20 protein-coding genes and 1 pseudogene are annotated in these 22,244 nt (G+C 41.7%); 1 reads left to right on the top strand and 20 read right to left on the bottom strand.

The window, feature by feature from the left end; all coding sequences use genetic code 11:
- Nucleotides 1-16: 16 nt before the first annotated feature.
- The 13 genes and pseudogenes from AC0LWN_RS24340 to AC0LWN_RS24280 all read right to left on the bottom strand — a co-directional run bounded on the left by AC0LWN_RS24340 (nucleotide 17) and on the right by AC0LWN_RS24280 (nucleotide 13,957).
- Nucleotides 17-1,681 carry an ATP-binding protein gene (locus AC0LWN_RS24340; RefSeq protein WP_474669918.1) on the bottom strand — a complete coding sequence of 555 codons (1,665 nt, stop codon included), beginning with the start codon at nucleotides 1,679-1,681 and terminating at the stop codon, nucleotides 17-19.
- Complete coding sequence (locus tag AC0LWN_RS24335; protein ID WP_474669916.1) at nucleotides 1,668-3,902, bottom strand: hypothetical protein; 2,235 nt, start codon at nucleotides 3,900-3,902, stop codon at nucleotides 1,668-1,670. The genes AC0LWN_RS24340 and AC0LWN_RS24335 overlap by 14 nt, the downstream gene beginning before the upstream one ends.
- A 15-nt stretch (nucleotides 3,903-3,917) precedes the next feature.
- Nucleotides 3,918-4,751, bottom strand: coding sequence for a TnsA endonuclease C-terminal domain-containing protein (locus tag AC0LWN_RS24330; protein WP_474669914.1), 834 nt, complete (start codon nucleotides 4,749-4,751; stop codon nucleotides 3,918-3,920).
- Nucleotides 4,711-6,600 carry a TnsD family Tn7-like transposition protein gene (locus tag AC0LWN_RS24325; protein WP_474669989.1) on the bottom strand — a complete coding sequence of 630 codons (1,890 nt, stop codon included), beginning with the start codon at nucleotides 6,598-6,600 and terminating at the stop codon, nucleotides 4,711-4,713. The genes AC0LWN_RS24330 and AC0LWN_RS24325 overlap by 41 nt, the downstream gene beginning before the upstream one ends.
- A gap of 68 nt (nucleotides 6,601-6,668) precedes the next feature.
- A complete protein-coding gene (locus AC0LWN_RS24320; protein ID WP_474669912.1) occupies nucleotides 6,669-8,387 on the bottom strand; it encodes a TnsD family Tn7-like transposition protein in 1,719 nt (572 codons plus the stop codon).
- 215 nt (nucleotides 8,388-8,602) lie between these two features.
- Nucleotides 8,603-8,785, bottom strand: a complete 183-nt coding sequence (locus tag AC0LWN_RS24315; RefSeq protein ID WP_474669910.1) for a hypothetical protein — start codon at nucleotides 8,783-8,785, stop codon at nucleotides 8,603-8,605.
- A gap of 141 nt (nucleotides 8,786-8,926) precedes the next feature.
- A complete protein-coding gene (locus AC0LWN_RS24310) occupies nucleotides 8,927-9,190 on the bottom strand; it encodes a hypothetical protein (protein WP_474669908.1) in 264 nt (87 codons plus the stop codon).
- Nucleotides 9,191-9,999: 809 nt separating this feature from the next.
- Nucleotides 10,000-10,845, bottom strand: coding sequence for a hypothetical protein (locus AC0LWN_RS24305; RefSeq protein WP_474669906.1), 846 nt, complete (start codon nucleotides 10,843-10,845; stop codon nucleotides 10,000-10,002).
- 5 nt (nucleotides 10,846-10,850) lie between these two features.
- Nucleotides 10,851-11,798: a hypothetical protein gene (locus tag AC0LWN_RS24300; RefSeq protein WP_474669904.1), complete on the bottom strand. Its 948-nt coding sequence runs from the start codon at nucleotides 11,796-11,798 to the stop codon at nucleotides 10,851-10,853.
- Nucleotides 11,795-11,995, bottom strand: coding sequence for a hypothetical protein (locus tag AC0LWN_RS24295; RefSeq protein ID WP_474669902.1), 201 nt, complete (start codon nucleotides 11,993-11,995; stop codon nucleotides 11,795-11,797). Before AC0LWN_RS24295 ends, AC0LWN_RS24300 begins: the two co-directional genes overlap by 4 nt.
- 123 nt (nucleotides 11,996-12,118) lie before the next feature.
- Nucleotides 12,119-12,313, bottom strand: a pseudogene (locus AC0LWN_RS24290) (4'-phosphopantetheinyl transferase superfamily protein); the annotation flags it as partial.
- 202 nt (nucleotides 12,314-12,515) lie between these two features.
- Nucleotides 12,516-12,905, bottom strand: a complete 390-nt coding sequence (locus tag AC0LWN_RS24285) for an IS66 family transposase (RefSeq protein ID WP_474669987.1) — start codon at nucleotides 12,903-12,905, stop codon at nucleotides 12,516-12,518.
- A 20-nt stretch (nucleotides 12,906-12,925) separates the two neighbouring features.
- Nucleotides 12,926-13,957, bottom strand: a complete 1,032-nt coding sequence (locus AC0LWN_RS24280) for an IS66 family transposase (protein ID WP_474669900.1) — start codon at nucleotides 13,955-13,957, stop codon at nucleotides 12,926-12,928.
- 505 nt (nucleotides 13,958-14,462) lie between these two features.
- On the opposite strand from AC0LWN_RS24280, the gene AC0LWN_RS24275 reads away from it, so the two are divergent.
- Entirely contained in the window at nucleotides 14,463-15,338 is an 876-nt protein-coding gene (locus AC0LWN_RS24275) for an alpha/beta fold hydrolase (protein ID WP_474669898.1), read from the top strand.
- Between the two features lie 26 nt (nucleotides 15,339-15,364).
- On the opposite strand, the gene AC0LWN_RS24270 is transcribed toward AC0LWN_RS24275, so the two are convergent.
- From AC0LWN_RS24270 to AC0LWN_RS24240, 7 genes are read right to left on the bottom strand one after another with little or no spacing between them, the layout of a single operon-like run.
- Entirely contained in the window at nucleotides 15,365-16,108 is a 744-nt protein-coding gene (locus AC0LWN_RS24270; RefSeq protein ID WP_474669896.1) for an SDR family oxidoreductase, read from the bottom strand.
- A 53-nt stretch (nucleotides 16,109-16,161) separates the two neighbouring features.
- Nucleotides 16,162-17,865: an AMP-binding protein gene (locus AC0LWN_RS24265; protein WP_474669894.1), complete on the bottom strand. Its 1,704-nt coding sequence runs from the start codon at nucleotides 17,863-17,865 to the stop codon at nucleotides 16,162-16,164.
- A gap of 21 nt (nucleotides 17,866-17,886) precedes the next feature.
- Entirely contained in the window at nucleotides 17,887-18,354 is a 468-nt protein-coding gene (fabZ, locus tag AC0LWN_RS24260) for a 3-hydroxyacyl-ACP dehydratase FabZ (protein ID WP_474669892.1), read from the bottom strand.
- 22 nt (nucleotides 18,355-18,376) lie between these two features.
- Entirely contained in the window at nucleotides 18,377-19,597 is a 1,221-nt protein-coding gene (locus AC0LWN_RS24255) for a beta-ketoacyl synthase N-terminal-like domain-containing protein (protein ID WP_474669890.1), read from the bottom strand.
- A complete protein-coding gene (locus AC0LWN_RS24250; RefSeq protein ID WP_474669888.1) occupies nucleotides 19,584-20,807 on the bottom strand; it encodes a beta-ketoacyl-[acyl-carrier-protein] synthase family protein in 1,224 nt (407 codons plus the stop codon). Before AC0LWN_RS24250 ends, AC0LWN_RS24255 begins: the two co-directional genes overlap by 14 nt.
- Nucleotides 20,804-21,052, bottom strand: coding sequence for an acyl carrier protein (locus AC0LWN_RS24245; protein WP_474669886.1), 249 nt, complete (start codon nucleotides 21,050-21,052; stop codon nucleotides 20,804-20,806). The genes AC0LWN_RS24250 and AC0LWN_RS24245 overlap by 4 nt, the downstream gene beginning before the upstream one ends.
- 37 nt (nucleotides 21,053-21,089) lie before the next feature.
- Nucleotides 21,090-22,244 carry an ABC transporter permease gene (locus AC0LWN_RS24240; RefSeq protein ID WP_474669884.1) on the bottom strand — a complete coding sequence of 385 codons (1,155 nt, stop codon included), beginning with the start codon at nucleotides 22,242-22,244 and terminating at the stop codon, nucleotides 21,090-21,092.

Here is a 22,244-nt window from a genome sequence, read left to right as displayed (position 1 = left end):
GAACTCACGCGCATCATCAAACAAACTCATCAAATGTCGCAGTCAGTCCAGCATCTTTTAGAGATTGTGCTGCAGCAATATCATTCTTCAGTCCTTCATTTACAATATGAATAACGTCTGTACTCTCGTATGGACCCTTATTCTTCATTCCTCCTTTGCGCCTACTTACCTTAGGTTTTTGCTCTCCTAGAAGCTTAATAGCTTCTTCAGCATATTGTTTTTTTAAAGCTGTTACATCTGTAACATCTGTTTCAAGAACATCTTTTCCCAACTTTTCTGCTGCTGCTGTACCTAGTCCCAATATTTCGCCCAGTTTCATTAATTCTATAAGAAGCTCCATATTGTCTCGCTGGTTCTGTGCTCTTTGATGTTCGTTTGAAGCCTGCCCATAAAGCTGGACCGGCTCTTCCGCTTCTAAGATGTAGTTATTAATACTCAACCAATTAGGTCTAAGATCTTTAATTTTATTCAGCTTATCTATGTCACCACTTTTTAAAGCTCGAATCATAGGCTGAATTAATTTCAAATTTTCATCAGCAGCTTTATTAATCATATCAGCAGTAATCATCTCGCTCTTAGTAGCTATAGCCTTCCATTGGCTATGCATAAACAACTTGACTGCAATATCTAATATTCCTTGGGATCTTTCATATAGAAGATTACTGAGTTCATCTGTTCTCTCAACATAATGTTTTGTCCATTGATACTCCCATAATGACTCTAAAATGACCCCCCAATCCTTCTTATTAGCTAAACGATCTAAGATCATATCTCCCATACCAGTCGCTCTTCTCGCTTGGGCAAACACACTCTCAAATAAATATGTGGCTCTACCTGTTCCGATAAGGACTACAGGTATGCCTAATACATTAACTAATTTGGTAAAGAAATTAAGTGTCCGTTCCTCTCCTCCAGTCTTTGATAAATCTAAGTTTTGGATTTCATCAATGGCTAGTGCTCCCAAGCAATGAAGAGAAGCAATTTGAGCCATGGAAATCATCAACGTTTCAGCGGTTGAACGGTCTTTTACATGAATACTTGTATAATCCTCATCAAGTATGGCATCAACGGTATTAAAAAAATCAATGCATAGGCTTTTTAATGAACCATCAGATGAACAATCAAGCTTGAGCCAGTTAAGTTGTTTAAGCATTCCCAACCCATCTATCTTAGGATGTAATATAACTTGAGGATACGAAAGCAGTATTTTCTCAACGGAAGTTGATTTTCCAATACCACTAGGACCAATAATGCAAAATCCATTAGCTGATGGTCTATTCCCAATGATATTATATCCATCCTCATTAATTCCCTGCTCCAAAATTTTCGCTATTCCCGTTGAGAACTGCCTTTTAAATATAGGCAATGAAGGATTTCTTGATACGTAACCCTGTCTAAGCATTACGGAAAATCGAGTCTCCATATCAAAATGCATTGGAAGAGGCTGTAAAAAATGTTGTAATTGGTACACACAATGCATACGAATGTGAGCCGGCCATTCTCTTTGTGATATATCAAAATCAGGATATTGCGCAAAGCTATTCACAACTTCACTATTTTTTTTAATAAGTGGCTGCGCTTCAATAAGAGGGTTTCCCTGATAAGCCGGCACTATTTGATCTGAATAAAGTGCAACAACTTGCGTCCCAATCAAAATAGGCTTCCCATTAACTCTCTTCATCACGGTTCCTCCGATTAATTTTATTTAATAGAAGATCGTAAATTTCTTCGTCCTCATCAACTTTTATTGTAGAATTATCTGCATTGGGTGCATTATCTTGACTCCTCACAAAAGGCAGAACTTTAACAGGAGTCTTCGAACCTTCTACCACTTTTCCAAGCTCCCAAATTACTTGCGAGTTATTTCTCTGATCAACTCGATTTTCGGCAGTTTGACGAATAATTTCAGCCCTTGATAAATCGGGATCTCTAAGTGCATCCGTTATATCCGTTTCCTCTTTAATGATTTTAGTAATATGTGCATGCGTTTCACTCTTTAGACTTTGCTGCTCAGTTTGATTCATTTGAATATCAGCCCGCTCCGAAATATGAAGAAGCTCCACTTCTTCTTCACATAACCCACCAAAATGTTGTGCATACTGGGGTAATAGATTACACTTAACAAATCCTGTGCCGCTACCGTTTGGTAAATAAATATAATCAAGGCATCTGGGATCATATGTGATTTTCACTGTCCATACTCCACTATTCCTAGCCTTCTCAAACCAATCATTTTCTATAGCTTCAGCACAGGTATAGCCTAATTTCATCTTTCTAAAAAAAATGCCTTTGTCATACGTAACTGATGCAACGGCACTGGGGAGTAAATTTAACCGAATAATGTCTCTTGGCTTATCATGCAGACCAACATAACGACGCTTCATTCCCCAGTTCCACAAATTTATAGGCGTGGGCACCAGCCCTTCTCTAACCATATCTTGATCTAAAGGGTAGTCTGGTAAAATGGTATGATTGTATTCTTTAATAATGAGGATTATTATCTGTATGTAAGCCTCTAATGGTAGCTTTGCATCTAATCGATAATCTTTTTCTCCTCTCTCCGGTACTCCTTTTTCAACACGTCCGGGTATCATTGTCTTTTCCCGATTATCCATAATTCGCATATGCTGTTCTATAAATGGTTTAAAATCACCTCTATAAGGTGGGGTATTTGATACATTTATATCTAGATTATCGATACAATCTTCAACATAATGGCTTTCAAACTCTCCGCGGTCTGCTAACAAACGTCTAGGCAAATAGATACTTGGCCATTCTTCCGAAGTAATAGCAATACCATACTGTTTGCAGAACTCAACTTTATCTGTGCTAGCATTTTCTAGACTAATTATGCCTGAGCGCCAACTAATATTGTTCAATCCAATCGAAAAACCAGCCACTAATCGACTAAATACATCCTTGACATAATAATTAATAGGCTTACCTATATTCAGGCGATTAAGTGAATGTACGAGATGAAAGTTACTTATCGTAGCATCGATTTCGTATTCTGATCCAGGACCAAATGACTTCCCCGTAGCATTGCCAACAGCTGCTCTTTTAGTCAGGTTAAAGTTGCGTTCACCAAAACGTTTCTTCAAAGCATCCTTTAGTTTTCTTTCCTTGTAATAATAGTATTTGAATTGTTCGAAACTAGGGAGGGCTTCACTTGGAGGAAGAATCGGCTTTTTAACACCATTCTCATAGACAAAACCAATATTATAAAATTCATCTAACATGCGATCAAAACAATACTTTAAAGGATTTTTCTTTCGCGTGTAATAGTGTCTGGTAATTGCTAAGCGAAATATTTGGAGATCTTCTTCCGAGATATTGACGCCTACAATTCGCTTAGGATTTAATAAGGTAACAGCAGGCTTCCTCCCTCGTTTCACCCCAGTTTTTGACACACGAGCCTTACCTGGACCTCCACAATTTCGAAAGTCGGACAACAATGCCATTTTTGACTTTCCTCTGATCCAATAGCGTCGTAGTTTACGGTAAATCTCTGTTTTATGAATTTTAATATTATTCTTATCCATTTTAGCAATATAATCATTTATCATCACCCCACGAAGCCGCGAATCATAAATATCCGGTTCATCCATTACAAATTCACTTATTAACGACCATGCTCTATCCCGAGATTCAATACTTTTTTTGCTTAGTTCTTGATGAGATATCATTAGGAGATAAGGGTCTAACTCAAGTACGCGTGCAATTTTAGCCTCCAGGCTTTCGACTATGCTGTGATAGCTCCTCCATTCCGGTAGACTCGAATGATTATCTAAATCAATAACAACAACATCTTTCTTGTCAGAAGATATCCAGAGAACACGCTCGACTTTAATACTTTTTTGATCATCAAAATATTCAATAACATTATTTTCAATAAGATTCATTGGGAATCAAGCCCCCTATCCCATATTTCCAATGGCGTTCATTCTATAACTATCTGTTTCTGTGATTAACACTGGTTCAGAAAGGTTGATTTTTTTATACATATCGGTCTTCCATCTTTTTGTAGCAAGCATATGTTGAACGATAAACATCGATGTCCCCACTCGCAGTCCTGTTTGTTCATCAAATTTAATTGTAATTTGGGATAATGGTGCATTATGCTTCTGAATCTCACTCAATAACTTAGGGGCCAGAAATTCAACTATGGTTTCATTGAGTTCTGAAGGAGCATACTCTAAAAATCTAGATCGGTGTAACCATTCTATATTCTGAACAAAGGCACGAGGAATCTCTCGATCAGTTACTATCTTCCAATCAATCCCTAACTCATTATAGTATTTCTGTTCAATCGTTAGCTTTTCAACTGTTCGGCTACTTAGATCTTTTGCCATCTTTAATGTCCGGGCTCGTTGTGTATCTTCTCCTATCGATAACATAAAATCTGTTGTTATAACAATAGGTTCCTTTGTAATTGGATCTCTTGGGTGCTGGATGCCTAGCTCTATTGCTATTTCTAATGTCCTTTCTAGAGGAAGGCAGGGATATTGCTCTCTGATATCAGTTATTTGATCAGACCAATCTACCATGTAAAAATAAGATCGCTCAAAATTAGACATTACATGGTGAATCCTTCCTACAGTCCAGCTTTTTAGTCTTGTAACAACACCGTTAGAAGGAACATCGTGAACATTTAACCAAGGCTCATAATCTTTTCCGAACCCTTGCCCTCTTCCTTTCTTAATGCGTGCCTTAATTTTCGCCTCCGTCCACTGACGGTTCCTTTTGGCCATGTTTTTCTGCCTCCTCCTGACTAATATACTTTTCTATACAAGAAATAACTTTCTCAGAACAATTTTTATACCGCGATGCAACTCTTTGAAAATTTGAAAGCGATAAAGCTCTTTGTTCTCTTTTTAATCGTCTAACTACTAGTGGAATTGTTCTGATCAAATAATCTTCAAAGGGTTCTTCTAATTCCTCAAGAGTTATTAAAGTTTTTGGTAACTTATCTTTATTATTAGTAAATACTCTCCAATCTTGAACTGATAGCTGTCCTATAATGGAATAATTCCTAATTCTCTTTTTATGATTTGTTTGATATAACTCTTTAACAGTTGCACTAACCAAATTCGAGAGTCGTTCGTCTTCCAATGCCCAATTTTTTTTCTTTGCTCCAGATTCCTTAAACCTATATGGGAACATTTTGAGAAGCCACTCTGGTTCATCTTTTCTCACTGAGTAAAAACTCCTACTCCCAACAATAGCCACTGCCTCCCCCCTGGTTAAAGATTTATTTTGACCTAATGCCTCCAAAATTTTAACTTTAGTATTTTCTATTTTTTTGGATTTTGATAGTGTATTTTTTTCATCCAGGGAATAAAACTTTTTACTATCCGAAATATATCTTCTAATTTGTTTAACTGTTTTGTTCAATTTTCCTGCGATTTCTTTCACTTGTTCTCGTGAGTCTGATGCAGAAATCAGTATTTCACGCCACAAATCACCATGATCTGATATACGTGGTTCACTCTTGCCTGCATCAATCGTATACTTGCAGCCACAGTTAGGACATATAAATTGAGCATATAATTGTTTTCCCTCTTCAAGCCGTCTAAAATCTTTTTTACATCTCAAAATTACTTTTTCATTGTGATTAGGGCATAGAGGATTAACACATATCCATGGCCCGTTTCCCCAATATAATGGGCTATATAATTTAGGCATCTCACCATTAAAGAAATCTTCACTTGATCCACACAGAAATCGTATTAGCAGCAGGTGAATAAGTGGGTTCCCCATCCTAACTCCACGATCTGTAAGCGCCAATTTATTTAAATAATCAGTACTTATGCCTATAAAACTTAAATTTTCTATAGTGTTAAATGAAATCAAATCATTAACTAAAGCTTTGGTGTTGTAATTATTATTTTCGCCGCCAAGGATATAGCCTTTTTGTAATAAGAGCGCATCATATTTAAATTTTGTCATATGTTGAGGATGTTTATTAACCTGCAGGAGTGTATTACAATCAAACGCTAAATGAAGATTAAAATCATTAAATTCATTATTCTCTATTTTTGTAGAAGTTGGGGTTCTTTCGCAGTGAGGGCAACAATCAGAAATGGGTTGAAATTTATTACCTGGATAATCTGCTAATGGACGATTACAGTGAGAACAACTATTTATTAAAAGAACATGATGCAATGGGCATATGTGTATAAATTTAAGTTGATGGACCCGATGAATATAGCATTCTCCGTATTTAATCACATCAGATTTTAAACACTCAGGACAGAATTTATATGTTGTACCTTGAAGATGGAGGACGTACATTTTAGCATTTACATTATTATTCTTATATTTCATCGCATCAAGTATCTTCTCATCTACTTCAATAGGTAAAAAAGGATGATATAACGGATAGTAGGTGTGATCAAAAATGAGTTCCTCTACTGTTTTAGAGTTATTCGTCTCTTCAACAAATTTTAGTAAATTATTAGGAAATAAAAGAGGTTTATTGCCATAAGAGGAAAACAGATCAACCATCACTTTTCGAAATGGATACACTATTCCAGCAGAAATGCGAGATTTATACCGAAACAACAGACTACGAAAATCCTCATCTGGGTAACCTTCCACGAAAAACGATTTGATTTTCCTCACCCCTAATTATAACTTGTACTTATTAGGGATAATTACCCAAAATTTTACTTTGTGACACTAAATTTGTTTTCTAGATATTTTTCTACTTTTTCAGAGCAATTTCTACTGACACCTGCCAACCGTATTACTTTCCATTTCTTTAGATCATGGCATTCATTTAAATGTTGGAAAGCCCATTCGATTCTTCTAATTTGAAAATCATCTACGTTTTCAATGACTTGATTCATTAAAATATTCGTCTCTGGTAACTTATTAGGGTAGTAAATAACAGAACTGTGTAGTTGCCCTCGTCTAAAAATTTCATTTTTAGTAACTCTTAACGGCTTATCTTCTGCTAAAATCTCAGCAGCAATACGTTCAACTTCTTCGAACATCATTTCATCTCGTTCTTGCCAATTAACTCTAGCTGGAGAAATGTGTTGAGAAACCTTTTTGCCATTGCTTTTTACCGATGTTTTTTTTGAGATAACAGACTTTGTCTTTTCACCAGTTTTAATCATTTTAATAAATGTTTTTGAGTCGACTCCAAGTCTCCTGGCCTTTTCGCGTATAGATAGCGTATTGTTACAATGAAGTTCTTGCGCAGCATTTAGCCACTGTGTTCCAAAAGATTGTACTCTTCCAATTCTATAACGGTCTGCTTGGTTTAAGTCAGGCCCCGTTCTAATATAGGAGAATCCACAGTCACAAGTAAAATGACCAGTTGGTTTCTTCGTTTTACTCCCAGTTGTAATTATACAATTTTGAATAACTGATTCTTTATAATGGTTCGAAGTTTTATTTAAACAAGGCCATGGTGCAGATCCAAATGGCTCCGGACGAGATGTATAACAAACATCACTAAGTGACACTCCCAAAAACTTTAACAATAATAGATGTCGTAAAGGATGGCAATTTTCATTACTTTTTCTTAAAAGTTTATGAAGCCACGTATCCTCAGATTTTATCTGGATATTACTATTTAAATTTTGTAGAAACGCGCTACTGTAAGAGTCGGTGAAATCACAAATCAATTTATGAAATCGGATTCTTCCATTTTGGGTGATGTATCCCTTCCATTCTAATTTAGATATATAGTATGCCCTCAACGTTTCTTTGCATATTGTTTCTTCATACGGCATCTTAAGTAATTCTAAAGAACGCTTGGCGATATCAATCATTTCGTAATTAATATCTAGACTAGGTGTAGTATTCATAGTGCTATAAGAATGAAGTATAGTGTTCAAATCTACAAACTTATGTTTACCTCTAAGAGTTGATATTTGTGTATTCGAGCAAATAAGTATCTTAGAGTGCTCAGGACAAATGCATACTCCTGGCAATTGATGAACCCTATGCCAGTACGCCACACCATAAGTACTTAAATCAGCTGTAACACAATCTCTACAAAATCTTAAGTGAGTTGGTTTTGGGACGCTAGTTGCGCTAATTCCTAATAGCATATGAATTCTATTTCCTTTATCAGGTGAAAGCATATATTGCTGCACTTTTTTTGCTGTTTCTTTTGGGATAAATGGCCGGTAATACAGGTAACTTGTATGCTGATTTAATATGGAGTCTGTTGTGATATTACTATTTTTAAGCTTAGAAACTAAATTAGATAAGTGACTTGGAAAATCTATAATGGCACAGCAAGAGCTAACATCAAATAATTTTCGGATATGGGTTTTCTGAGCTGATCCGCCAACAATACTCTGGTATCTAGCACATGCGCTATACAAAATCTCATCCGGATATAATTCCGGAAAAAAGCCATATCCCATTTTTTTCACTCTTCCTTAATCATTTATTTGACTACTAACAGTGATTGGTTGTACTTATAGTGTTATCCGAAAACGGATATTTTATTCATAAAGATAGATTCGGCAACAAGCTTTGCTGGCGTGCTTATAGATACTCAATAAAAAAACACCTAAGCCTCAGAAGTTGCCTGAAGTTAGGTGCTTATAAAACATAAGGATACTATTCATTTACTCGTTTAGCCCCAATCCTCTGTAAGATCCAACTTTCTATTACAGATATCGCAGTGAACATGAATAACAGTACCTAGACTTGTCGGAGTGAATACGTAGGAAAACTTAGCTCCAGTCACATCGACCGCTTTACAAGAATCCCATTCTTTTATTTTCTTCTGCATTGCATCAGTAATTTCAAATATCATTAATTCTACCTCCTAATTCCATTTTAGTTTAAAACCTGGGTTCTTATGTAAACAAGAATTCCCTTCATGTTATAAAGCGCTATTCGCTGAACAAGCATGTAAACAGTGCCCATATTAGCTAAATTTCAGAGTAACCTTATGTTACATACCGGATTCAGCATCAAACGATGTTCCCCTTAAAAAGTACCGATCTGCACAATTAGCTACGAGAATCTCCCGAGTTTTCTCATGGAGCTTTAACATCTGATTTAAGACAAAGATTCTCTGAACATTGTCTTCTGCGAACATGAATAATTGCTGCTTATAGTAATCAATCTGTCTTTGATTAGCCCCAAAATGCCGCACGTTCTTTTCATATGCACTGAGTAATTGTAAATGCAGCCTATAAACTTCTTCGTAATTCATAAATAGCATCCTTTCTCGTTATACATTTTTTATTAAGCCATTGTCCCCACCTCTTGATAATTAATACTTAATAATCGAACAAACATTTACCTCGAGAAATTTCTAGTTCCATGATTAGCATGGTTGATAAGTTATCGTTCTCAGATAACGAACACCGTACTAACAATACTCTGCAATACTCTGCGTAAGTTAGAGGCAGACAACTTGCTAACTAGATAATATTGCAACGTTGACTCTGTTCAGCTAAAGCGCTACCCTCCACCCTTCAGATCATTTTTCGATGATGTCCTCTAGGCGTAGTAAAAAAGCATCCATCGTTACGCTGGATACTTTTTTCATCCTGCATATTTAGGGGCTAGTTCACTTTTGTAATTCAATCAGATAACTCATATATTCATTGTATTTGCTTGCATTTAAGGTTTCCCAGCACTAATCACTGATTTTACTCTAGTGCTGCTCCATTATCAGTTCGTAGATTTCCTTTAATGTTCCTTGGAAAAATATCGGAAAGTAAAATGCTTGATTTTACTGACTTTCTTCATGCTTTATAATACCCAGTAAAAAACAAATGTTGGAAAGTAAGTTTTCAACAGGTCTTTTAGCCTGTTAAAAATGTCGGAAAGTCCGTAGCATTAAAATAACACGAAAAATCCCGAGGCCACTGAAAAACTACTTATTTTTCGAAAACACCAAAACTTTAGGGGGTCGCATATGAACGCAAAACGAGCCTTAGTAGCGATTCTAGAGGCTCGTTTTTTCGACGTTTTTTTAGAGACTTTTTCAGTAGCCTCAAAATCCAAGGGGTGTATTTACTCACTTTGCTTACTCATATCATTGATGTTACTCAATAATGTTTCGATTTGTTTCTGTGTAATTTCTTGTTCGGTTTTTAAGCTTTTGATTTCATCCTGTTGCATTAATATCATCTGATTAAGCCCCTGTATAATTTCTTTATCGCTCTTCTGCACTTGTTGGATATAATCTATATTTCTCTGGATTATATCCATTTGACCTACACTCTTGTTCTCAACTTTTGTAGAAAAAACAAAACTCAAACATATAATCAATACAAACATTCCTAAGCAAAGCATCGCATTACGCAGACTATTATTACTACTATCAACATAATTATTTAGAATCAAATTATCATGCATTTTCAGTTCGTAATTTCGAGCCAACAGAAACACTTTTTCTGAATTTTGATTATCCTCATTCCCACTTAAAGTACTTAAGTACTCAAACTCATTCAGTCCTAATACATAATTAGCACGACTGTTCAGTGTTAATAATGAAAACCAACCACTTGATATTAGATAAAATGTGCTCAGCAAAATAATAAAAACCAACGCACAATTTAAAAATGGGCTATCAACAAACTTATCTTTTATATTCAACAAGTATCCTGATACTGCTCCTAGGAAAGTGAAAGAGAGAGTTACTGCAACTACAGTGACTTTTGCTTTATCTTCAAGTGACTTCTTGTTATCTACTAACATAGTGAATAGGGATTCAGTATCTTTTAAACCGACATTTTTAAATTGCTTAATGATAAAAGTAGTATCTTCCTTAACAAGTTGTTGTTTCGTATTTTGAATGGTTTTGTTGATTGACTTTTGCGCTCTCCGGAATCCTATAATCGGAAATACCCACTCCAATAATTTCATTTCTCACCTATCAATAAATCACAAATACTATTTTGAATATTAAAGCCAGATGCTTCGACTAACCAAGCCCATTCACCAGTAGGATTAATTTCTATGAATACGTATGATTTACCTTGTTCTATTAAGTCAATGGCACCAAACCCCAAACCAAGTTCGCGAACTAATGATATGCATTGGTTTTCTAGAGACTTTGGTAATTGAAATGGCGCAAAGCTAACATCATCTTTCTTCATACGCCAGTCTCCGGCAACGCCATTATTATTACTCAGAATTCTGACTGCAAAAACATCATTTCCAACCACTGTTACCCGCACATCGACTTTTGGATAAACATACTCCTGGATTACAATTGGAACTAAACCTAATTCAGCTGATTGTAGTTCCTTATCGTTTATAACATTAGAGTATACAAAAGCATCTTTAGAATCGATTTGCAATACAGCCGTATCCAATGATTTTACAATATATTGCTTATCTAAAAAATCACTAATAGTGGTCGTATTAGTGATTTTTGTATTCGGACATGTAAAACCTAATCTAGCAGCATAGATTAATTGAAGTAATTTATTCTCTGCTTTAAATGTAGCGGTTGGATCGTTTACCCATTTTGCATTCTCAAAAATAGATAAATTACGCAAAAAGGCCATCCATTGGTTTCTATAGAGCTGCATATCTACTGAAAGCTCCGGTTTATATGTATCTCTAAGATATATCGGAGCCCTATAGTAGACACTCTTTAACAAAGCTTCATTTGTAACATACATCTGTCCATCTATCCTTAAGGTTAAGGATAGAGTCTGAATATCCAGCTCTATATCATATGAGTGCATTTCATCACGGTTTATTCGAAGGTACGCAAGATTACGTCTTTGAAGTTCAATACAAACATAATCTGTCGTAAAATCCATTTTGTCAGAGATAACCAATATATTAAAAGATATCACTTTCTGTCTTCACCTGTTTCAACATCACATTTCTTGGTCGAGGGCTTTGGACGACCCTTTTCTAAAATCATCGGAATATTTTTCTGATTTACTATCCAATATCCAGCAATAGCATCGTAAGTACAGTCATTAAGAATGGGCTCAACCTTAGGGATATCATATATGTATGCTTTACTTAGTAATAAATGTTCTTTCATTTCTCTCACTCCTTTGAAAGGATAATTACTTAAACATGCAGATTGTAGCATAAATAAGAACCGCTGAATACGACTTTTATCGGTATCATATCTGCTTATGTCCAGCTTTCAAATATATTTTTTTCAAATGTTTGATACATAATAATCTTTTACCGAGAAAGAAAACAAATCTAGTGAACTAGATAAGCCTTGCCCACAAGCTTTAATATAACTCTCCTTTAAAGTCCACAAGTCAAAAAAATAATTATTTCTTTCCTCATCATTCTTCGCAACTATTTCTGCATACTCTTTTCTGTAAAGAATCTTTTCGCAATACCCAGATCCATCTCTTGAATTTTTTCCACATCAATCCCCACTGGAGATTGACCAATAACGGCTGCGACCCACTCACACGAATGAGCAGATCCGCGACTAAAGATCGAAGAAAATCTTCTTTACGGCTGAATTTACATAGACGCTCACCTTTCTCTTTTGATAGAAACTTCAAATAAAACATATACTCATTTATCGAGTTTAGTAACTACTTAGGTGTCTGAGCTGAGATTAGAAGGAAAAATCGCCACGAACAGCCAGAACAAGGGAGTCTAGCACCTTGCGGTTTTGTTTCCGGAGGGTGGAGATGAAGCCGAATCCGTGCAAATCGGTGAGCCCCTTCCGTAGTGCGGAACGAACCCAACACTTTTTGTTTGACCTTCACCATGCGAATGTCACGCTCCGCCTGACTGTCATCGAAGGGCACACGTGCATCGTGAAGAAACCGCAGCACAGCAGGTTTGTGGAGACGGAACCGATCGGCCAGATTCTCGGCCTTGCTTTTGGCCTTTCGCCCTCGTTCCTTGGGGGCTTCCAGTCCCGGAAGCGTCCATTCGTCGCTTCCTTGCTTCAGAATCGCATCGTAGCGGGATTCCAGATCGGTAATCGTTGCGGGTGCTACCGACCTTTCCTCTTCCCGGGCCAGCTTCGTTTCGATCTAGGCCTCCCGCAGCAGAGTCTGCAGATCAGTCGCCCATTGATGTCCATCGTAGTCGATGATCTCTTGCATTCGCGAAGCAGATGGGCACCGCACAGCGCATGCTCGAAGCGATAATTTCCTGAAAAATAAGAGGCCCAGCAAACATGAACTAGAATGCCGGTATAAGAGGGCAGCATCCCAATGGACTGGAACGCTTCCTTACCCCCTTTCTCATGAACGTCATAGGTGGTCCACTCGGCATTGGTGGCCGTATGCAGCCACTGCAAGCGGCCTTCGATGCGAAGCCCCGTTTCATCGGCGTGGAGGAGGTCGCTTTGTTTCAGATTCTGACGAATGTCCGTCTCCAGCGGCTCCAAGTGGTCAAATACCTCGTGGAGGTGAGAAAGCGAGGTAGCTTCACTGGGCCGATGACCGCTCAGATCTTCAAACAATTGGGTGATGCGTTCCAAGGGGAGACAATGATATACGTTCAGATAGGCGGTCCAGGCCTTCCAGCCTTCGCCATATTGGACGGAGGCGGTGACCCCTTCGGGAAAAACGCTCTGCTGTTTAATACCACAACAGGGACAGGTTTTGGTCTCCGCCTGATGCTCGGTCACGAACAGACATGGCAACGGCAAATCAACCACTTGTCGGCGGGTATGGCTTTGAGCTGGAATGTCCAGCAGAGACGCCAAGCAGTGGGAGCAGGTTTTCACCTCATGCCGAATGATTTCATCGGGATGGGGAGTCAACATAAAGGTGTGACCGTCATTCCCTCGTGGGGCTCCTTTCTTGCCACCAGAAGGCCGCAGGCTCTTGGGCTTGCGAAGTCCATCGCTGGAGGGTGGTTTACTACTGTTGTTGCTATTGCTTCCCAGTTGACGCTCCAGTTGACTCACCCGAGCCTCCAACTTCTCAATATGCGCAAGCAGCATTGTAATGAAGGAAGCGATGGTATCCGGATCGCTATTACTGATTTTCGAAATTTGCTCTGGCGTGTATTTCATATGTATCGCCCCTTTCTATTTGTGAAAGTGACGATTATCACCCATCTGAGAGATTTTTAAACATTTAGTGTACCTAAGTAGTTACCGAGTTTATATATTCGATTCCTGCAATCTGAACACAAACAACATGCATAACAAGCTCCTCTAAACATTTGACATCTTTATTTACTCTAATACTCTAATATACAAACAAAGCCAGCCATTACAGGAATGGCTGACCTTATCCTCATATTCTTGATAATATTAAGGCGCATAGTACCTAGCAAGACAGTTCCCATACTCTGCTGAATTATTCCGCACCCTGTCTTCGAATTCTCCATCTCAATATTTAGTGGGAGCATAATCTTGATAACTGAATCATTTCGGTCCTGCTCTTTCAATAATTAAAAATATGGACATGATACGTTGTAGCGTTAAATATAATTAAATTAAAACAACACTATGCTCTCTTTGAGATTATATTCCCTTTATGTATCCATCCCGCCGAAAATGAAGGTGTATATTGATGCAGTTTCTATCTAATCCAGCAAAATCTTTACTTCTGTCTCTGCCTGATGGACGGAAGCTTAGCGTTGCCATTTACGGAGAATCTACAAACACCCTTGTTTTTTTCCACGGATTCGGCAGTTCGAAAGGAGCTATCCGGTGCACCGTTAAGCAACTGGGTACAGACATTCAAATCATCTCCATTGACAGGCCGGGTATGGGTTCCTCGGAATTGCATCACCAGCTCAGTGTCACTTCTTTTTCCAAAGATGTACATCAAGTATTGACCCAGTTGGGAATTAAAAGGCACTCGCTTCTGGGATATTCTGCAGGAGGTCTGTACGCTCAGCGCTATGCAGCCCTATTTCCTGAGTATGTAAGTTGTCTCCATCTTGTAAGCAGCGCGATTCCTATTAACAATAAAGAAACCAGACAGATCCTTCCTTTTCAATGGAAGATGATAGGACTTGCATGCCGTACCTCCTCATGGACATCCAGACTTTATTTCCAAGGGCTCGGGAGAAAGCTCCAACGGGCTCCGGGCCGCTTCCTGTGGAAATCCATAAACAGCATGACACCCGCCGATTCACGGATCGCTCGTCAGCCTGATTTGCGGAGGCTGCTGCTTCGTTCGTCGTTGCAGGCTTACAAAAACCGTGGCCTGGGCGTTTATTACGATGCCATATCTATCTGCAGCCACCCGTATCTGGACATTGATAGTATCCCCTGTGATGTCCATATATGGCAGGGACAAGAGGATACGGTCTGGACTCCTACCACTTCTGCCTTTTTATATCAAAAGAGCAGAAAAGCTTACTATCACCTGCTCCCTGATGAGGGACATCTTCTTTACTTGAGCCGCTGGGGGCAAATCCTGGAAATGTTAAAGGTATAATACGATTGGGTTATCTTGAATTCTATTCAAGCACTCAAACCGCCGTCAACAACTATCTCGCTGCCCGTGATGTAACTGGCTAAAGGTGAAAAAAGGAAACATGCCACATTGGCAACTTCTTCCGGGAGTCCCGGCCTACCGATCGGAATCTGAGTAAGGACCTCACTGCGTATATTTTCTTTCATGTCATGCCACATGTCTGTTTCAATATATCCGGGAAGGATGGCATTGACGGTGACACCATACCGTGCGACCTCCTTACTCAGTGACTTGACGAAACCAACTTGTCCCGCCTTCGTTGCCGAGTAATTGGTTTGTCCTGCTATGCCTTTCATACCGCTTACCGAGCTAATACATACAATTTTGCCGGAGCGCTGCTTGATGAAGTCATACACTACCGCTCTGGCGTAATTAAAGGTGCCTTTCAAGTTGGTCGATATGACCCGGTCCCATTCCTCCTCCCCCATCATAAAAAGCGCCTTATCCTTGTTTATACCGGCGTTAATGACCAGGCCATCTACTCCTCCAAACCGTTCCTTCACTTTGGATACCACCTCGCGGGCTTGCTCCAAATAGATGGAGTCTGCCTGGACCGCCATCACCTTTTGTCCTGTCTCCTCCAGTTCTCGGCAAAGTTCTTCCGCTGCTTCTCTCTCCTTTTGATAAGTAAAAGCCACATCGGCTCCCTGACGGACCAATGCTTGTACCGTTGCTTTGCCGATCCCCCGGGAACCGCCAGTGACAACAATGCGTTGACCTCTTAAAAGCATTCTTCTATCCCTCCTTGCAGAATTTCATCTTCCTTATCTTTCAATACGCCTGATCAGCGAATGACACTACCCGCCGATAGTTGGAATTCGCCTGATTCGTAACGGAAAGCAAGCTGGTACCGCTGCAGTTTCCCGCTGGTTGTTCTGGGCAGGGTCGGTATCTGGATGATTCGCCCAGCCCGGATACCCATCGTCTGATTCAAATGCCGGTTGACACGGGCTGTCAGGTCCTTTAATCGTTCAGCATCATATCTAAGCATGACAAACAAGATCAGCTCCTGGGATTGTGTCTTCTCATTGTACACTCCGCATGCTGCTACCTTGTTCAAGGAGAGTCCCTCAACCTCTTCACATGTTCGTTCAATGTCGTGCGCATAGAAATTTTGCCCGTTTACAAAGAGCAAATCCTTTTCCCGGCCGGTAACCACTAGCCTGCCGTTCAAAAATACGCCTAGATCCCCGGTAATTAGCCAGTCGCCGCTAAACATACGATCAGTTGCTTCCGGGTGACGGTAATATCCTGATGTAACGTTACCGCCGCGGAGCATGACCCTTCCGACATATCCATCAGGCAGCACTTCGCCATTCTCGCTGCAGATTCTTATTTCTGTCCCCTTTACCGGATAGCCCAGATCTGCAAAATGCAACGCCATCGGATGATCTGCAGGGACATATTCCGCTTGATTTCCGATATCAAGCCTCGAACGGTTCAGCACGACCCGCAGAAATTCCGGCTGGCCGGTATGCATAGTTACAGCAACACAAGCTTCAGCTAATCCGTATACAGGACTGATTGTCCCCCGCTCCAATCCGCAAGGCTGCAGCTCTTGCTCAAAGCGTTCACATAAGTCTGGCGATATGGGCTCGGCTCCGTTGAAGATCTTTCTGACATGAGACAAGTCCAGGCGATCTTTATATTCCGGCCGGAAGAAATCGAGTAAATATTTGTACCCAAAATTCGGAGATGAAAGCACCGTTACCCTGTATTCCGTTGCCTTCTTCAACCATAGTATTGGATTAACAATAAACGCCCTGGTGGACATAATATAATGATTGAGATGAGCTGTAAGGGGTACTAAATGAAAAGCAACCATTCCAAAATCGTGGGTCAAAGGGAGCCAAGTCAACCATGAATCATTCCCCCACCGGTCCTTGGCATTACCGATGATGCTTTCAATATTACAAATCAGATTGCGGTGCGTCAGCATCACTCCCTTCGGATCCCCGGTAGAGCCCGAAGAAAACTGAATATAAGCCAAATCATCCTGTGCGGCAGAATACTCAGACCCGTAATGGCCCCCACTGCTAATGTCCATATTGCGTATGTTGAGCAGGCGCTCACCCATCTGGTGATCCGGGTCAACGTTTGTTTCAACATCCGGCAATCCGCTTAATTGTTTCATCGTCCGATCATCCACAATGAGATAAGGATGCTGCAACAGCTTCCAAATGCGGAGTAATTTCTGTCTATGATCCGGTGTTCTGCCAACCGATAAAGGTACTGGAATAATACCGCCCAAAAGACAGGCCCAGAACACATAAAGAAAGAACTCTTCATCATCCAGTTGGATAACAAGCTCATCCCCGGCCCGTATTCCGTTGAGTTGGAGTTTATGTAGCATCCTGCGTGCAGAATCAAGAAGCGAAGCGTACGGTAGGAATACGTCGTTCTCTCCACCGCGGATGAAGGTAATCCCTTTATCGGCTTCCCCGCTTGCTGATTTCAATGCATCTGTCAAATTGTAATAGGGGAGCATCCGCTTGACCTCCTTCCAAAATCATGACCTGCTCTGATCCTCAGAGACGACAGCAAAGGATATTTCTCCCTTAGCCACTTTCTTTCCGTCCACAAGGGCGATGACCTCCATTATCCCTGCACGTTCCAAAAGCTTAACCGTTCGGCACTCGTACTGCAGGGACTGTCCCGGTACGACCGGTTTTATAAAGCGGGTCTGGACGGAGGATAGTAGAAACGTAGTATCAACATCCTCCGCTTTCGCCGCTTTCGAAGCTTTTAGTAGAAGGATTCCGCATTGAGCCATCCCCTCGATGATCAAAACGCCGGGGTAGACGGCTTTTCTAGGGAAATGTCCCTGAAACATCCACTCATTTCCTGTAACGTTTTTGCGGCACACAATTCTCTCGAAGGGTACCAGTTCTTCTACAACATCCACAAAAATAAACGGATAAGCCTGAGGCAGGTATGTTGCAATTTGATCGTAGCCCATGAGAATATTGTTTCCCATAATCCCTTCCTCACTTCCATCCTTAACTTTCATATTTTCTTAACGCAATGGAGCTGCTTACTCCCGAAAGATCCTGGGTAATTAGCAGGACTTGTCTATAGCTGGGCGTCTCCACCGGTATTACCGGGTTCTGTCCGGTCCATAAACAAGATAAGGCCTGTGGAGTCCGCTGGGTGTTCAGCAGGTCCAAAGCTGCTAGGGCCTGTATGGTCCCACCCGCTCCATAAGATTCCCCAAAACGCTCCTTAACGGAAAAGATCGGGATATTCAGTCCCGCGAACACTTGACTTAAAACCTCCGCTTCCAGCCGGTCTTGCCGCGGTAGCCCGCTGGCGCCTGAAAAGACGGCGTCTACCTCTCTTGGCTGAAGTCCTGATTCATTTAGCGTCCGCCGAATGGATCGAATCATGGCCTCCACGTATCGTTCAGGGGTTCCCTTTCCGCTCGCCGTATTCGTCCAAGCCAATACCTCGCCCAATATTGCCGACCGCTTTACCTTCGCATCTTCCAGCCGCTCCATGACCAAACACCCCGCGCCTTCACCGGCTATCCAACCTGTCGACTCCTCAAGGAACGGTTGGCCGGCAAATTCCTGGCCGGCCGTTCCAACAGCTCCCATATGCTTGTAGAGCCACAGTACTCTTTCATTTAACTCTTCCACGCCGCCGGCAATCATACAGTCTGCCCGGCCGCTGCGTAGCATATTGGCGGCATAACCGATGGCGTCTAACCCAGCGCATTGCCCGGTAGCAATCGTTGTATTAATCGCTTGTGATTTGATCCGAATTCCCAAGTGACTAGCCGGATTGTTGGCAAGCGTATTTGGAGCATGCATAGGGCTTACATATAGAGGACCATCCGTTAGGGAAATCTCATCATACTCACACGCAGCTTGGAGCCCCCCGAGGTTGCTTCCGACAACAATCCCGAGCCGATGGGGCTCCGGCAAGGCATGGCCGGCATTCTCAATAGCCTGCAAAGCAGAGCAAGTCAGATATTTGGCACCGGGTTTCAGGAACTGAAGCCCTTTGCCGCCCAGAACCGCCTTATAATCAATAGGCGCTACCGTGAACCCTTCAACCGATTTATCATTCCCGCCGGTGATTGTATCGTCTAACATGCGGCGGGCGGATGGCCCTGTGTGAAGAGCTTCCCAAAGCTGACTTACATGAGGACCGTAAGCGGTAACCGCCCCAACCCCCGTAATAACAACAGGTTCCAATCGACTATCAATCGGCATCATTGTCCCTCCCCATCACGATAACGGCTATGTTCCCGCCAAAAGCAAACGAATTACTGGCAACGTAATCCAGACTTTGGTTGATCGGCTGATTAGGAACGACATGATGGAGACACTCCGGATCGGGAGTCTCATAGTTCATGGTAGGCGGTATCGTCTTATGATATATAGCCTTCGCACAAGCCACCGCCTCTATGGCACTGGCTGCTCCCATCGTATGTCCCAGCATGGATTTAATCGAACTTACAGGAATGCTGTCGGTACGGGAGCCGAACACATCACGGATGGCTTTTGATTCGGAAACATCATTAGCCTTCGTTCCCGTTCCATGCGCGGAAATATAACTAATGTCATCAGGCTGCAATCCGGCGTCTTCGAGAGCGTGGCGCATTGCAAGGATCGCGCCGACACCTTCGGGATGTGGAGCCGTCGGATGATGGGCATCGCAGGCCAATCCGTAGCCTAACAACTCCGCATAGATTCGGGCACCTCGCTGTTTGGCCCGTTCCCAGTCCTCTAAGAGAACCACGCCGGCCCCCTCACTGACCAGCATCCCTTTTCTCTCCAAACTGAACGGCTGGCAACGACTGGGGGCGATGGCACCCAGTCGATGAAATGTAGTGTAAATAACTCTGGAAAGGGCATCCGATCCCCCTACAATCATGACATCCGCTTGGCCGCTCTCCAGCATGTCTTTTCCCCAGCCGATGGCGTAATTCCCTGCGGCACAAGCAGTCGGAATGACCATGCATGGCCCTTGAAGATCAAATTCCTCGGCCACTTTGGCAGATATATATACTTCGGAATGATGTCTTAATTGGGTGGAGGGAGCACCCTCCATGCCATGAAGACGTAAATAGTCATCTTGTTCAAGCATGGTCTGGTTGCCCATCGTGGTTCCCATGCAAACACCGATCCGATCCTTTTCATATCCGGCGGAAAGCAGTTTTGCATCATCAATAGCCATTCTCGCCGCTGCGACTGCTAATTGAGTCGTCCTGTCCAGCTCTTCCGGCGGAATATTCCGGATCCAATCCACCGGGCTTACGTCGCGGACTTCCCCTCCATGATGCACATCGAACTTTGAGGTATCGAAAGCCTGAAGTTCACCTATCCCTTGTATGCCTTGACACAGATTCTCCCAGAATGTTTGGTGGCCGGAACCAATAGGGGACAGCACGCCCAGGCCAGTTATTGCTACTCTTCTTCTCAAGAGACTTTCCCCTCCAGCAACGTTTCTACAGCCGCCGTAATTCCATTGATGCTAGTAAACTGGTTTAACAAGTCTTCCGGAATTTTGATTTTGAAGGCTTGCTCCATCCGTGCAAGCACCTCGATAATCATCATGGAATCGAGACCATGCTCGTCGACAAGATCATCATCCTCCTGCACATCATCCAGTTCACCAATCTCCATAATAATCGATTTGATTTTGGCCTTCATTTCCAGCAGTTCCATTTTTCATTCCTCCATTTTAAATTTGATAGAAAATTACTTAGACTTCAAAGCGGATCCGCGTCAGCCCAAAGCTCAGAAACACCGCAGAAAATCCGAATAACACAAGGAGCGGCATACCAATATCCGCAAGTGAGCCTCCTCTGGCTATCACTTCGGTAAAGCCTTCTACGGCCCAGGTTTGCGGAACAAACCGGGCAATGGTCTTCATAAAGGAAGGAACAATATCGAGCGGCCAAAATACGCCTCCCAGCATAGAGGTCGCCACGATCACTAGCGTTCCGATAGAGCCTTGCTGCTCCTCTGTCTTAATGATCCCTGCAAGAGCCAGACCAAGCCCTATGACGCAAATAAGAAAAGCAGAGACCAACACAGCCTGTTCCAGAATTCCTCCCCACTGGACACCAAACAGAAGGGATGACAAACCCGCTAGAATGAGATATTGCAACCATCCAACGATGAAGAAAGAGAGTAAATATCCCCCCATGATCTGAACCTTTGACACCGGCGATATAAGCAATCGCGCCCAAGTCCCGATCCTCCTGGCCTGTAAAAACGCCCCCGTAACTGAAACTAGAGTAAACATCAGGAACATCACCGTAAACCCGATCGCTCTTTCGGACATGTTGTTAAGCTTGACGAACTCTTTATTCCTGTCGATGGGTTTTATATCTACCGTTACCTTGTCTTTATCCAATGCCGCTACAGCGGGAACAGCAGCCAGTTCTTCACCTGGATAGAGCTTGGCTGCGACAGATGCCGCTTTAAGCTGGATCGCCGTCTGTGCGATTGAATTCTCCAGAGTTACCCGAATTGCGGAAGCTATAGCTAGATCCGGACCATGGTAAAAATGGGTGCTTGCCGGTTTCTCCTTCATCAGCCCCTCCTGGAACCCGGCTTCTATGGCAATCAAACCCAGGACATCCTTGTCCTTCAGTTTGGCTTCTCCAGCTTCACGGTCCATCTTGACGACCTCGATAACATTATCCTGCTCCAGCATCTTTACCAGAGCTTCCGAGCTTGTCGTCTTGTCCTGATCAGCTACCGCAATTTTCAATTTGCCAAAGTTCTCACTGAACAAACTGCCGAAGATGAGCGTAAACACCAGGGGCATACCGAACATAAACAGATAGACTCCCGGATTCTTAAATAGCTTGCGCAACTCAAGACGGCAAATCGACCATATCTGATTCAT

Source organism: Paenibacillus sp. sgz302115, assembly GCF_056120445.1.
This window is presented reverse-complemented; position numbering and strand designations above follow the sequence as displayed.

What these genes read in the sequence shown, in the direction of transcription:
- AC0LWN_RS24240 (WP_474669884.1), bottom strand. Translation starts at nt 22,244, where the DNA reads ATGAATCAGATATGGTCGATTTGCCGTCTTGAGTTGCGCAAGCTATTT.
- AC0LWN_RS24275 (WP_474669898.1), top strand. Translation starts at nt 14,463, where the DNA reads ATGCAGTTTCTATCTAATCCAGCAAAATCTTTACTTCTGTCTCTGCCT.
- AC0LWN_RS24330 (WP_474669914.1), bottom strand. Translation starts at nt 4,751, where the DNA reads ATGGCCAAAAGGAACCGTCAGTGGACGGAGGCGAAAATTAAGGCACGC.
- AC0LWN_RS24255 (WP_474669890.1), bottom strand. Translation starts at nt 19,597, where the DNA reads ATGATGCCGATTGATAGTCGATTGGAACCTGTTGTTATTACGGGGGTT.
- AC0LWN_RS24265 (WP_474669894.1), bottom strand. Translation starts at nt 17,865, where the DNA reads ATGCTCCCCTATTACAATTTGACAGATGCATTGAAATCAGCAAGCGGG.
- AC0LWN_RS24270 (WP_474669896.1), bottom strand. Translation starts at nt 16,108, where the DNA reads ATGCTTTTAAGAGGTCAACGCATTGTTGTCACTGGCGGTTCCCGGGGG.
- AC0LWN_RS24315 (WP_474669910.1), bottom strand. Translation starts at nt 8,785, where the DNA reads ATGATATTTGAAATTACTGATGCAATGCAGAAGAAAATAAAAGAATGG.
- AC0LWN_RS24310 (WP_474669908.1), bottom strand. Translation starts at nt 9,190, where the DNA reads ATGAATTACGAAGAAGTTTATAGGCTGCATTTACAATTACTCAGTGCA.
- AC0LWN_RS24320 (WP_474669912.1), bottom strand. Translation starts at nt 8,387, where the DNA reads ATGGGATATGGCTTTTTTCCGGAATTATATCCGGATGAGATTTTGTAT.
- AC0LWN_RS24340 (WP_474669918.1), bottom strand. Translation starts at nt 1,681, where the DNA reads ATGAAGAGAGTTAATGGGAAGCCTATTTTGATTGGGACGCAAGTTGTT.
- AC0LWN_RS24295 (WP_474669902.1), bottom strand. Translation starts at nt 11,995, where the DNA reads ATGAAAGAACATTTATTACTAAGTAAAGCATACATATATGATATCCCT.
- AC0LWN_RS24245 (WP_474669886.1), bottom strand. Translation starts at nt 21,052, where the DNA reads ATGGAACTGCTGGAAATGAAGGCCAAAATCAAATCGATTATTATGGAG.
- AC0LWN_RS24280 (WP_474669900.1), bottom strand. Translation starts at nt 13,957, where the DNA reads ATGAAATACACGCCAGAGCAAATTTCGAAAATCAGTAATAGCGATCCG.
- fabZ (WP_474669892.1), bottom strand. Translation starts at nt 18,354, where the DNA reads ATGGGAAACAATATTCTCATGGGCTACGATCAAATTGCAACATACCTG.
- AC0LWN_RS24335 (WP_474669916.1), bottom strand. Translation starts at nt 3,902, where the DNA reads ATGAATCTTATTGAAAATAATGTTATTGAATATTTTGATGATCAAAAA.